This is a genomic window from Bradyrhizobium sp. McL0615 (assembly GCF_049993905.1).
Lineage (GTDB): Bacteria > Pseudomonadota > Alphaproteobacteria > Rhizobiales > Xanthobacteraceae > Bradyrhizobium.
Genome location: NZ_CP188254.1, coordinates 8,577,630 through 8,589,867, shown reverse-complemented (window position 1 = coordinate 8,589,867; position 12,238 = coordinate 8,577,630). Strand labels below are relative to the sequence as shown.

At 63.3% G+C, this 12,238-nt stretch carries 12 protein-coding genes; 9 read left to right on the top strand and 3 right to left on the bottom strand.

The annotated features are described in order from the left end of the window. The 3 genes from ACPPVP_RS41395 (at window position 1) to ACPPVP_RS41385 (ending at window position 2,890) form a co-directional block, all read left to right on the top strand. On the top strand, window positions 1-795 hold the full coding sequence (locus ACPPVP_RS41395) for an acetoacetate decarboxylase family protein (protein ID WP_426529641.1): 795 nt from the start codon (window positions 1-3) through the stop codon (window positions 793-795). Between the two features lie 89 nt (window positions 796-884). Next, window positions 885-2,129, top strand: a complete 1,245-nt coding sequence (locus tag ACPPVP_RS41390; protein ID WP_426529639.1) for an ABC transporter substrate-binding protein — start codon at window positions 885-887, stop codon at window positions 2,127-2,129. After that, window positions 2,126-2,890 carry an SDR family NAD(P)-dependent oxidoreductase gene (locus ACPPVP_RS41385; RefSeq protein WP_426529637.1) on the top strand — a complete coding sequence of 255 codons (765 nt, stop codon included), beginning with the start codon at window positions 2,126-2,128 and terminating at the stop codon, window positions 2,888-2,890. Before ACPPVP_RS41390 ends, ACPPVP_RS41385 begins: the two co-directional genes overlap by 4 nt. A gap of 1 nt (window position 2,891) precedes the next feature. Here the strand turns inward: ACPPVP_RS41385 and ACPPVP_RS41380 are convergent, their stop codons facing one another. Further along, entirely contained in the window at window positions 2,892-3,692 is an 801-nt protein-coding gene (locus ACPPVP_RS41380) for an IclR family transcriptional regulator (RefSeq protein WP_426529635.1), read from the bottom strand. 82 nt (window positions 3,693-3,774) lie between these two features. Beyond that, window positions 3,775-4,749, bottom strand: a complete 975-nt coding sequence (locus tag ACPPVP_RS41375) for a ketopantoate reductase family protein (RefSeq protein WP_426529633.1) — start codon at window positions 4,747-4,749, stop codon at window positions 3,775-3,777. A gap of 277 nt (window positions 4,750-5,026) precedes the next feature. On the opposite strand from ACPPVP_RS41375, the gene ACPPVP_RS41370 reads away from it, so the two are divergent. The 6 genes from ACPPVP_RS41370 (at window position 5,027) to ACPPVP_RS41345 (ending at window position 11,419) form a co-directional block, all read left to right on the top strand. Further along, the gene (locus tag ACPPVP_RS41370; RefSeq protein WP_426529631.1) at window positions 5,027-5,233 is read left to right on the top strand and encodes a hypothetical protein; all 207 of its coding nucleotides are present in this window, start codon (window positions 5,027-5,029) and stop codon (window positions 5,231-5,233) included. Then, window positions 5,230-6,330 carry a Spy/CpxP family protein refolding chaperone gene (locus ACPPVP_RS41365; RefSeq protein ID WP_426529629.1) on the top strand — a complete coding sequence of 367 codons (1,101 nt, stop codon included), beginning with the start codon at window positions 5,230-5,232 and terminating at the stop codon, window positions 6,328-6,330. Before ACPPVP_RS41370 ends, ACPPVP_RS41365 begins: the two co-directional genes overlap by 4 nt. Before the next feature lie 76 nt (window positions 6,331-6,406). Further along, window positions 6,407-7,207 (top strand): enoyl-CoA hydratase-related protein, encoded by an 801-nt coding sequence (locus ACPPVP_RS41360; RefSeq protein WP_426529627.1) that lies wholly within the window; start codon window positions 6,407-6,409, stop codon window positions 7,205-7,207. Between the two features lie 258 nt (window positions 7,208-7,465). Further along, the gene (locus tag ACPPVP_RS41355) at window positions 7,466-8,407 is read left to right on the top strand and encodes a TRAP transporter substrate-binding protein (RefSeq protein ID WP_426529625.1); all 942 of its coding nucleotides are present in this window, start codon (window positions 7,466-7,468) and stop codon (window positions 8,405-8,407) included. A gap of 17 nt (window positions 8,408-8,424) precedes the next feature. Next, on the top strand, window positions 8,425-10,458 hold the full coding sequence (locus ACPPVP_RS41350) for a methyl-accepting chemotaxis protein (protein WP_426529623.1): 2,034 nt from the start codon (window positions 8,425-8,427) through the stop codon (window positions 10,456-10,458). Between the two features lie 154 nt (window positions 10,459-10,612). Next, window positions 10,613-11,419, top strand: a complete 807-nt coding sequence (locus ACPPVP_RS41345) for an aspartate dehydrogenase (RefSeq protein ID WP_426529621.1) — start codon at window positions 10,613-10,615, stop codon at window positions 11,417-11,419. Window positions 11,420-11,463: 44 nt separating this feature from the next. On the opposite strand, the gene ACPPVP_RS41340 is transcribed toward ACPPVP_RS41345, so the two are convergent. Further along, entirely contained in the window at window positions 11,464-12,234 is a 771-nt protein-coding gene (locus ACPPVP_RS41340; protein ID WP_426529619.1) for a hypothetical protein, read from the bottom strand. Between the last annotated feature and the right edge of the window lie 4 nt (window positions 12,235-12,238).

Sequence of the window (12,238 nt, the reverse complement as noted above, 5' to 3'; positions counted from 1 at the left end):
ATGACCGAATTAAACGATCCGAAACGCCGCATGTTCGGTGACTATCAGCTCAAGCCGAACAGCGGCGTCAATCCACCTTACTCGCCGGCCTATCCGGTCGAGTGGGGCTGCACGCTGCGGACGGTCGAGATCATGACACGTGTGGCCCCGGCGAAGGTAGCGCAGCTGCTTTCGGATACGCCGTTCGAGATCGCCAGCGATCGCGTTGCCTTTCGGTTCATGCTGTCCCCAGGCCATTCGATGGCCGTTCACGCCGGCCAGATGTTCGACCTGATGGTGACCGTGCCTGTTCGGTACAAGGGCTTGTTCACCGAGACCCACATCTTCATGTATTGCAGCGACCCGATGGGTATCTGCGCCGGCCGCGAGGTTTTTGGGTACACCAAGAAGGACACCCATTACGCGTTCGACGAACGCGCCGACGGATCGATTGCCGGCTGGGTCAGGCGCCGCGGAATTCAGCTGGCGGACTTCAGCTTCACGCCGGACCCGGCCGCGCCGATCGTTCGCATCGTCGACGGTGCGGAGTTGCCTGCCGGCGAAATTCACGTGCGGCGCCTGCCGCATCCCGAGCGCCTGGAAACGGCCTACGCCGACATCGCCTACCGGCGCACGCCGCTGAAATACTCGGCGCCGGTCCCGGGGCGTTGCGCCATGACGCTGCATCCTTGCGAATACGATCCGATCGCGGACCTCGAGCCGGAGATATTGGGCGCGCACTTCATGGTGTCCGACGTCTACGGCGGCGGTTTTGACGTCGAGGACAGGCGACTGATCGAACGGCTCATTCCGTAACGTCAAGAACCCGCGCGGGCAGATCCGCGCGCTAGTGATCACCGGCACCGAGACGAAGAGCTCGAGCCTGACAGAGGGAGGCTTCGACCATGGACAAGCTCATTCCGCCAAGCCGCCGCCGGATACTGGCCGGCATCGCGACGATCGCCCTAAGCACCGGCGGGTTTGCAGTGGCGCAGGCCGATGATGCCGTGCCGCTGCGCGTCGGCGTGTTGACCGATATGTCGAGCCTGTATGCCGACATCACCGGTCCCGGCTCCGTTGCCGCCGCCAAAATGGCCGTCGAGGACTTTCTCGCCGGGCCGCACAAGACGAAGCGCCAGGTCGAGGTCGTGAGCGGCGATCATATGAACAAGGCCGACCTCGGCGCCAACATCGCCCGGGAGTGGATCGATCGCAACAACGTCGAAGCCATTATCGACGTGCCTAACTCATCGGTTGCGCTCGCCGTCCGCAATATCGTGCAGCAAACCAACAAGGTGATTCTGGTCTCGGGAGCGTCATCCTCGGATCTGACGGGCAAGGCTTGTTCGCCCAACCTCGTGCATTGGAGCTACGATACCTACGCGCTATCCAACGGCACCGCGCGCGCGGTGGTCGCCGGTGGAGGCAAGACCTGGTACACTCTGACCGCCGACTACGCCTTCGGACACGCGATGGAAGCGGAAGTGAAGAACGTGGTCCAGAAGTTGGGCGGCACGGTGGTTGGCGGAGTTCGTACGCCGATCAACAGCCAGGACTTCTCCTCGTTCCTGCTGCAGGCGCAGGCTTCGAAAGCGCAGATCGTCGGCCTGATCAACGCCGGCGGTGACACCATCAATTCCATCAAGCAGTCGGTCGAGTTTGGCATTCCGCAAGGAGGCCAGCGCGTCGTCGCGACCGTACTCTATCTCAGCGACGTACATTCGTTGGGGCTGAAGGTGGCGCAGGGGCTTCAATTCACCGAATCGTTCTACTGGGACCTCAGCGACGGCACACGCGCCTGGGCCAAACGCTTTGCTCCGCGCAACAACAACCGATATCCGACCGCCATGCAGGCGGGCGTCTATGCAGCGACGCTCCATTATCTGAAAGCGGTCGACGCACTCGGCGCATCCAGTGACGGCAAGGCCGTTGTGCAGGAGATGAAGAAGCTGCCGACGGATGATCCTTTGTTCGGGAAGGGATCGGTTCGCTCCGACGGCCGCAAGCTTCACAACATGTATCTGTTCGAAGTGAAGAAGCCCGAGGAATCCAAATATCCGTGGGATTACTACAAACTGATCCAGACCATTCCGCCGACCGAGGCGTGGCGGCCGCTGGAAGAGGGCGGCTGCGATTTCCTCAAGTCATGAACGGAGCGGGTGAGCAGGACCGGCCGGTGGCCCTCGTCACCGGCGGTGGCGGCGATATCGGTCGCGCCATCGCGCTGCGGTTGGGGCGGATGAGCAAGGCGGTCGCAATCGTCGATATTGACGAACAGGCGGCGGCGCTGACGGCGAGCCTCGTGCAGGCAAACGGTTGCGAGGCCCGGGCTGTTCGGGCCGACGTCGCGAACCCGGAGCAGATCGCGCATCTTGTAGATGCCATCGAGGATGCCTTCGGGCCGATCGGCATCTTTGCCAACAATGCCGGGATCGAAGGCGTGGTAGCCCCGCTGCATGAATATCCCGAGGATGTCTTCGATCGCGTGATGCAGGTGAATGTAAAAGGCGTCTTTATCGGCTTGAAGTATGTGCTGGCCAGGATGATTCCGCGGGGATGGGGCGCGATCGTCAACACCGCATCGACATCGGCGATTCGGGGGCGCGCCGGCCTGTCAGGCTATGTTGCTTCCAAGCATGCGGTGTTGGGATTGACACGGACCGCGGCGCTCGAGGTCGCGGAGACGCGCATTCGCGTCAATGCGGTGCTTCCGGGGCCGGTCGAATCCCGCATGATCCGGGAGCTGGATGACCAGGCCGGCCGTGCATCCCATGGATTTCGGCGCGCCGGCGCGACACGGTACGGACAGCCCCAGAACATTGCCGATGTCGTCGCATTCCTGGCATCCAGGGAGGCCGAGCACGTCAACGGCGCGGCATGGGTCGTGGACGCGGGAATAACCGCGGGGTGATTCACGGCGTCGCGGTGGCGCCGATTCTTTCCGACACGGCCTTCGCCGCGTTGCGGAGTTCGCTTGCGATCGTGGCGGCTTCGCCGGCGGGGATCTTGTCCTGGCGCACGAGCGGCACGGTCAGGGCCGCCACCGCGCGTCCCGATGCTTCGATGATAGGGCAGCTATAGGCAAGAATTCGCGTGTAGCCGTCATCATTGGAAAAGTTTCCGCCTTCGGCCGAAATCCTGTCCAATGCCGCGAGGGCCTTCTTCCCGCTGATGCGATCCTGTTCGGCGATGACATCCGCAAGTTCCCGGCGTCTGCCCTCGAGCTGAAACGCTGCCAGTACCTTGGCCGACGCATATTGCTGGGTGAGAGGAAACACGGCGCCGACCTTGACCGACCACCCCATCAGCCATTCCGGTTCGATCCGCGCGATCACCATGAACTGCTCGCCATGCAGAACCGTCAGATGACACGATAGCTGGACCCGGCTCGCGAGTTGCTCCATGACCGGGAGCGCAGCTTTCAGTAGTCGTTCCGTGGGTGGATATTGCGACGCAATCCGGAACAGTCTTAGCGTCAGGGTATATTCGCCCGTCGCCGGATCGCGCGTGACATAACCCCGCCGTTCCAGTGCGACGAGCATCCGGAATATTTCGCCGACCGAGCGGCCGACACGTTCTGCCAGCTGCTTTTGGCTCAGGCCGCGCGCTTCCGCCGCAAGCGCTTCGAGCAGATCCAGCCCCTTCTCGAGGGCGGGGGCTCCCGGCTGAACTGCGTTCTTCGCCTTTTTCATCTGCCAGGCCTTGCGAGACATCCAATCATCATTGTGGATGTACCCGATCCCTCTGCCGGCGAAAAGTTTTCCGAGCGGAATAACGCATGCGCGGCCAATCGGGCTAACCCCGATAGAGCCCCTTGTCGCGCGCCTGTCGGGTCGCGAGCGCCGCCATCATGTCGAGCATCGGTGTCGAAAGGCCTGCGGCGCGCGCGAAGGCCGCGGGGGCGCGGACCAGCACGTCGACCTCCATGGCGCGGCCGAGTTCGTAGTCCTGCAGGATCGAAGGCTTGTGGTCTGGCGCGGGGCCGGAGCGCGTGACGCGCTTGACCTCCGGGAAGCAGCTCTGCGCAATGCTGTTGGCCTCGTCGAGCAGGCGCGGCACGATGTCGGCGAGATCAGGATCGTCGCGCACGCCGCGCGCGGTCTGGCCGGTCAGCAGGCACAGCACCGACATCGACATGTTGGTCAGGAGTTTTGACCAGATCGTTTCCCGGATCTGGGTGACCTCGGGCGAATCGATCGCGGCTTCGTTGAGCGCCGCACGCAGCTTCACGACCCGCTCGCTTTGGCGGTCGTCGCATTCGCCGATCAGGAGGCGGTTGCGCTCGGGCGACAGGTTCGCGACCACGCCGGGGGCGACGACTTCGTTGGACGAAAACACCACGCCGCCGACGATAAGCCGTTTCGGGATGGCGGCGCGCAGGCGGCCGCCGGGATCGAGGAAGGCCAGGTCCGGCACCGGCGGATGACTTGGCGAGAGCCCGATATCGTACCACCAGGGAACGCCGTTCTGCGCGAACACCACGGCGGTGTCCTCGCCAAGCAGCGGATGCAGCCCTTCCGCGAGGCTGGGGAGTCCCGTGGCCTTCAGCGTGCAGACGACCGCGTCCTGCCGGCCGAGCGCGGCCGGATCGCTCGATGCGTGCACCATCGCCTTGAACTCGCCATTTCCAACCCGCAGCGTCAGGGCGTTGGCTTTCACGGCATCCAGGTGGGCGCCCCGCATCACGCAGGAAACCTCATGTCCTGCCAGTGCGAGCCGCACCGCAAAATGGCTGCCGACGGCGCCTGCACCGAAAACGCAAATCCGCATGGGGTGAAATCCTGCTGGGAGGGAAGGGCGTTGCTAGTTTTCACAAGCCTTGATTTGGCGCAACCGGTCCGCCGCACAGGGCGGGTTGTGGCGGGCGCGGCCCGGGCGGCGGGCGGAACCTCGCCATTCAGTCGGCGTTCATCCGCCCGGCGTCAAGCTCGCAGTACAGCAATGATTGGACGCGCCATGTCGAAATTCGGACTGGGAATTGCCGTCATTGTTTTTGCGACGGCGCTGTCAATGGCGGACTTTGCCATCGCGAGAGGCGGCGGTGGTCATGGAGGCGGTCACGGTGGCGGCGGCGGTCATCATGGTGGTGGAGGACATCATTTCGGTGGTGGAGGACGCCATTTCGGCGGCGGGCATCACGGCGGCGGCCATTTTCACGGCAGGGCCGCGCATTTCCGTTCGTTCTCCGGCCATCGTTCATTCTCCGCACGCCGTTCGTTCTCAACACAGCGTTCGTTCTCTGCGCAACGCATGAATCTCGCTGGGACCGGCAGGGCGCTGAACTCGCGCGCACTCGCGCGCAACTATCGCCATGCTGCAGCGCTGCATCGTCCCGCGGTGCGGGCCAGCGTGACCGCAGGCGCGGCGCTTGCCGGATGGCAATACGGCCGGTCCAGAGGCGGCGGCTGGTGGCGCCACGGCAATGGCGGCTACGGCTGGGTCGGACCGCTGTTCTGGCCGTTCGCCTATTTCGACATCTATGACTACGCGCTGTGGGGACCGCGCGTCGGCGCACCGTTCTGGTACTACGGCTATGACGACATCTATGCCGGTCTGTTCGGCCCCTATGATTATCAGGGTCTTTCGGGCTACCTGCCGCCGCGCGGCTCGGCCGGCGCCGCGCCGGACCGGCTGGCACTGTTATGCGGCGAGGATAGCCGCGAAATCGCAGGGCTCCCGATCGACCTGATCGCGCAGGCGATCGAGCCGACCGAGCCGCAACGCGCGGCCCTCGACGATCTCGCCAATGCATCGGTGACGTCAGCACAGAAGATCAAGGCGGCGTGCCCGACCACGGTTGCGCTGACGGCGTCAGGCCGGCTTGCGTCGATGCAGCAGCGTATCGAGGCGATGATATCGGGTGTCGCGACCGTGCAGCCGGCGCTGGACAAGTTTTACGGCCTTCTGAACGACGAGCAGAAAGCGCGCCTGAACGCGGTCGCCGAGGATCAGGAGCGGAAAACCGAGCGTCGCCGTAGCAGGTCGTTGGCGCGGCCGTGCGACGTCGCGCAGTCCTCCGCCCTGCAATGGCCGGCCGAGGAGATCGAGACGCGGCTGCACCCCACCGACGCGCAACGCCCCGGCTTGACCGCGCTGCAGAATGCCAGCGCCAAGGCGGCCGACGCGCTGGCCACATCATGCCGGATCGACGAAGCGGCCACGCCGCCGGCGCGGCTCACCGCCGTCGGCAAGCGGCTCGGCGTGATGCTGGAGCAGGTCAAGCTCGTGCGGACGGCGCTCGACGACTTCTATGCGACGCTGAACGACGAGCAAAAAGCGCAATTCGAGGCGATCGGTCCAAGAAGGACCGCCGTCGCCGACAGGGCAGATATGCGGCGCAGCCGCCGGTAGACCGGCGGCGATGACAACATCCGATATCTCGGCCTATTGTCCGGCATGATAAAATGCCGAACCAAGGGGCCACCGAATGACTGCCAATCCGGTTTTGTGGGATTTTGATGCGCGCGGCGTTGGCACCGTGACGTTGAACCGTCCCGAGGTGAACAACGCCTATGACGCCGGGCTCATCAACGGCGTGCTCGCAGCGATGGATGATTTGGGCAAGAAGCCCAATCTCCGCGTCGTGGTGCTCAAGGGCAACGGCAAGCATTTCCAGGCCGGCGCCGACCTGAAATGGATCAACGGCGTGCGGCCCAAATCTGCCGAAGAGAACGAGGCGGTGTCGCGCGCGACGTTCGAGGCCGTGCAGCGGCTGAACACGCTGCCGATTCCGACGGTGGCGCTGGTGCAGGGCGGCTGCTTCGGCGGCGGCACCGGCGTGATCTCGGCGTGCGACGTCGTGGTCGCCGCCGACAACGCGCTGTTCTCGATCACCGAGGTGCGCTGGGGCCTGACGGCCGCGATCATCATCCCGCAACTCTGCGACGCCATCGGCGTGAGGCAGGTCCGCCGCTACGCACTGACTGGTGAACGGTTTGGCGCGGTTGAGGCCCGCCGCATCGGCCTCGTGCACGAGGTGGTGCCGCTGGCGGAGCTGGAGGCTGCGGGGGCGAAAGTTGTGGAGCAGTTGCTTGCCAACGGTCCGCAGGCAATGGCCGAGACCAAGGCGCTCGCGATGGAAAGCTCGTTCGGCGGCATGGGCGTCGATGACGAGGCCTATGCGCGGCTGGTGCGGATGCATTCGGAGCGGCGCCAGACGAGAGAGGCGTCGGAGGGACTGGCGTCGTTCGCGGAAAAGCGGGCGGCGAATTGGGCAGGCAAGGCTTAGCAGGTCGATAAGCACCGCATGGCGCGTGCGCGAGAAAGCCACACGCACGCAGCCGCTGCCAACTATTCCCGGTTGCAATTCCAGCGCCGGAACTACGTCCAGAAGTATTTTAGCGTTGCCCGTCTTGCGACGGACCGCCTCTCCGTCGAAGGCGCTCCTTAACGCCTTAACCATAATTGTTTGATAGGTCTGCGATTAAAGCCAGAACAATGGTGTGACATGCGCAGACAGTTGAGACGATTTTGTATCGCGGGATCGATGATTGCAGCGTCGCTGGTGTCGCAGCCGGCTGCCACTTCCCCCCGGCTTATCTCGCTCGCATTCAACTCGCAGGCGCAGGCTCCGCAGCAATTTGGCTCGGACGAGTTTCGTCAGAAACTGCTGGCGCTATCGGGCAAGCGTCTAGTGGTCGATTACCGCGGCAACGGCGCCCTCGGCAGCGAAAACGTGGTGCTTGCCGCGACCCGATCCGGCGCCATCGACATGGCGGTGATCTCCGGCGGGGTTGTCAGCTCGGTCGTTCCTGAACTGGGCGTGTTTGACGTTCCCTTCCTGTTTCGTGACGTGGCGCATGCAAAGGCGGTAGCGCAGGGCCCGATCGGGTCAGCGATCGCCACCAAATTCGCGGACAAGGGGCTGACGTTGCTGGCGTTGGGCAAGCAAGGCTTTCGCAACATCACCAATTCCAGGCAGCCGATTCGAGCGCCAGCCGACCTCAAGGGCCTCAAGATCCGCGTTATCCCCAACGAGGTCTATCTGATGACCTTCAAGGCGCTGGGCGCGGAAGTGGTGCCGATGGAATTCCCGCTGGTCTATGCCGCGTTGAAGGACGGACGGTTGGACGGTCAGGAAAATCCGGTGCCGACGATCGCCAACAGCCGGTTTTACGAAGTTCAGAAACACCTCACCCTCACCGGACATTTCTTTGCGCCGATCGCCTTCGTCGCCAATCGCGCGATGTTTGAGCAACTCGATCCGGACGACCAGGCTGTGCTGATCGCGGCCGCCAAGGCGGCGGCTGAGGTGACCTGGCAGGCTGAGCTTGACGCCCCAAGGCTCGAACAGGTGCGCAAAGGCGGCATGGAGGTAATCGAGAAGATTGACCGCCAGCCCTTCCTCGACGCGCTCAAACCGCTCGACCAGGAATTCGAAAAGCGTTTCGGCAAGGATTTGATCGCCGCTATTCGGTCTGCTCGTTAGAAATTTTCGGGAATACAATGAAAGTGCCTTCAATGATGTCCTGGATCGGTGTCCGTCCGCGGGTATTTGGCGGTTTCGCGCTGGTGTTGAGCTTCCTTGTTCTTCTCGGTGGCTTCGCCATGGTTCAGGTCGAGCGAATCGGCGGAACCGTGAACGAACTCGTGACCAGCGCCGCTGGAGACGCCGGCATGTCCCAGGTGCGCGCCGCGCTGCTCAGCGCCAACGGCGCGGTGGAGAAATTCATCCGGACCTGGAACATCGGTGACAGGGATGCCGCGACGCAGGCGATCGCGCGCGTCGGCCAGTTGACCGATCAGATCGAACGACAGTTCGGCACGTTGCCCACCATCGCGGAGGGCGTTGGCCCGGTGCGAACATCGCTGGAGACCTACCGGTCTTCTTTCGCGGCCGCGACGGAGGCCGTCGACCGGCTGCGTGCGGCGACGACAAAAACTGACGCCCACGGTGCCGTCGCAGGGCTTAATGTCGGCGGCATCCAGGTCGCCCTTGCCAACCGATCCGATCCGGTACGGCTCATCAACCCGATGCGGCTCGCCGCCGTCGTCGATGCGTTGCGGATCACGGTGATGCGCTATGGGAACACGCTGTCGACGGCGGATGCCGACGATGCAAAACTCGCGCTAGGGAACGTCCAGCTCGCAATCGCCGACACCGAGGCCGAAATTGCCGGCACGGCAGAAACCAAATTGAAATCACTGGTCACAGCACTGAAGACAGCGGTCGCCGCTGACGCGGCTGCGTTGGACGAGGTGGTCAAGGTTGCCGGCGATCTGCGTTCGAAGCAGGCCGAGCTGGTGAAAGCCAGTGCCGCGATCGACGAGCAGGTCAACAAGATCAGCACGAAGCTTGGCGCAGTGCGCGCCGAACAGGGTGAGAAGACCGCTGCGGCGGTTCAGCACACGCAGCAGACGGTGATCCTGAGCGCGGCCGGCGCGCTGCTTTTGGGCACCGTGCTGGCATGGTTGATCGGCGCCAGCCTCTCCGGCCCGATCCGCCGCATGACGGACAGGATGCAATCGCTTGCCGCGGGCGAACTCGACGATGCGATCCCGGGTGGCGAGTCGCGCGATGAGATCGGTCGCATGGCGCGGGCTGTCGAGGTGTTCCGCGAAAGCGCGCTGGCCGTTCGCCGCATGGAGCAGGAAGCTGCGGCGCAACACGGCGTCGCCGAGGCGGATCGTCAGCGCATGATGTCCGAGCTCGCCAGCCGCTTCGAGCAAGGCATGCAGGGCGTGATTACGGGCGTCGGGGGCCGCGCGGAGGAGATGGGCCGCAGCGCCGAGGACCTGGCACGGGTCGCTGAACGCGGCCGGGGGCTTGCGGAAGCGGTGGCGACCCGCGCCGAGCAGGCGTCGATCAATGTCCAGACCGTTGCTGCCGCGACCCAGCAACTCGCCGGCTCGATCCGCGAAATATCGACCCAGGTGCAGCGTTCGGTCACCGTGTCAAGCAGGGCAACGAGCGAGACGCAGCGGACCTCCGAACTGATCAGCGGGCTGTCCAGCGCTGCGGAGAGGATCGGCACAATCGTTCAGCTGATCCAGGCGATCGCGAGCCAGACCAACCTTCTGGCGCTGAACGCGACGATCGAAGCGGCACGGGCCGGCGACGCCGGCAAGGGATTCGCGATCGTCGCCAGCGAGGTGAAAAATCTCGCGTCCCAGACCGCGCAGGCGACCGAACAGATCGCCAGCCAGATCGCAACCATCCAGAGCGCCACCGGCGAAACCGTAACGGCGATCGCGCAATTCGGTGCAACGGTCAAGGAAATGGCCGAGATCGCCTCGGCGGTGGCCGCCGCAGTCGAGGAGCAGGGTGCCGCGACAGGCGACATCGCACGCAATGTCGAGGAGGCGGCAAGCGGAACCGCGGCAGTGACCCAGGAGATGGGCGACGTGCGCGCGGTGGCCAACGAGACCGACGCCGGTGCCGAGGCAGCTCTGACAGCTTCGGCGGCGCTTCGGCAGCAGGCCGTTTCGTTGAAGAGCAATGTCAGCGACTTTCTGCAGACCATTCGCGCGGCGGCTTGACGGCGACGCGGCGCGTCGAGGGTAGGGGCGTCTGCGGAGAAGCGGGCTGCGAATTAGAGGAAGCGCTGGATAAAGGCAACGGCAGACGCGGATAGCGTCTTGCCGTGTCCGATCTCTCCGGGTTTTATGGCACCCCATCACTGGAGGATCAGATTTGCCGTCCAAACGTATCGCCATCGCCGGGCTGGGGGAGATCGGCAAAACCATAGCGCGCAAGCTGACGCAGGGTCTGCCGGGGCTTTCGCTCGCAGCGATCGCGGCAAGGGATCAGGCAAAGGCGCAAGCCTGGCTCGATCGCGAAGGTATTGCCTGTCCGCTGATCTCGCTCGATGAGTTGCCCGCACACGCCGACCTCGTTGTCGAATGCGCGCCGGCCGCGATCCTCGACCAGATCTGCCGGCCGATGCTGAGCGCCGGCAAGCAGGTCATGGTGCTGAGTGCCAGTGCGCTACTGCCGCGTCCCGAACTGATCGATCTGGCGCGGGCGCATGGCGGCCAGATCATCGTGCCGACCGGCGCCTTGATCGGCTTCGATGCGGTTTCGGCAGCCGCCGAAGGCAATATCCATTCGGTGCAGATGATCACGCGCAAGCCGCCCGGCGGTCTCGCCGGCGCGCCCTATCTCGTCGAAAACGGGATTTCCATGGAGGGGGTGAAATCCGCGCTCTGCGTGTTCAAGGGCTCGGCGCGCGCCGCCGCCGCCGCATTTCCGGCCAATGTCAATGTGGTGGCGGCGCTGTCGCTCGCGGGCATCGGCCCCGATCGTACGACCATCGAGATCTGGGCCGATCCTGATGTGACGCGCAACTGTCATCAGATCAAGGTCGATTCCGACTCGGCCTCGTTCACGATGGCAATCGAGAACATCCCGTCGGAAAACCCGAAGACAGGCCGTATCACTGCCCTCTCGGTCATCGCCGCGCTGCGCAAGCTCACCTCGCCGCTGCAGGTCGGAACCTGAGTGCGCCTCGTTGGCCGGCAGGAACATCGGTTAGTTTCTCGAACTTACCGCCTCCTGCCGGTATCAGATGTTTCAAAGATAACGTTTTGACCCTTGTTGTAGGCCTCCAACACGTCATTCACGGTGTAAGATTCATCAGCATTGTATCGGGTGATTTCACTATTGAGAGAAGACCACGCTCGAGAATACTTACTCGCCTTCTTTTCTGGTGACAGAAAAGTCAGCAACCCAGTAAACACTGCAGCGAGCCACGCAAATATTCCCAGCCATTCGCCTGAACCTAACGCCGAACCAATCCAAGTTGGCTTTGATGCTACCAAAGTGGAGAGAATAACAGCCCCAATTCCAATAGTGTAATGGATTGCCGTCCACCGCTTGTAGTAGCTTTCCCACTCGTCCTTGATCTTGACTTGACCTCGGATCGCCCTGCTTCTCTTGAAGTCAAGGATTGCGTTATCTCGATACTCTTCGGCAGTATCGAGCATCTGTTTGGCTTGAGCGATGTTTCCGCCTAACCCTCGCGCAATGGCTTCGCCGATCTGCCGCTTCAGGCTTAGTGTCCGCTCGACGTCCGACCTATCCCAGTCTCCTGCTTCCAGTTGGGCGGCCCGGTTCAAAATCTCGTCCAGTTGCCGCCGCTGATTCCTGTGCGCCTCGTCCCATCCGGGACTAGATTTCCAATCCACGTCTAGTGAATTATCGAGGAACACGATGAAATCGTCCGTGGCTAATATTAGATGATGAAAACGGACGTATCCCCATTTTTCTCGCAAGTGCGGCGATAGTCCATCTCGGTCTCCAAATAAACGAAACATTACT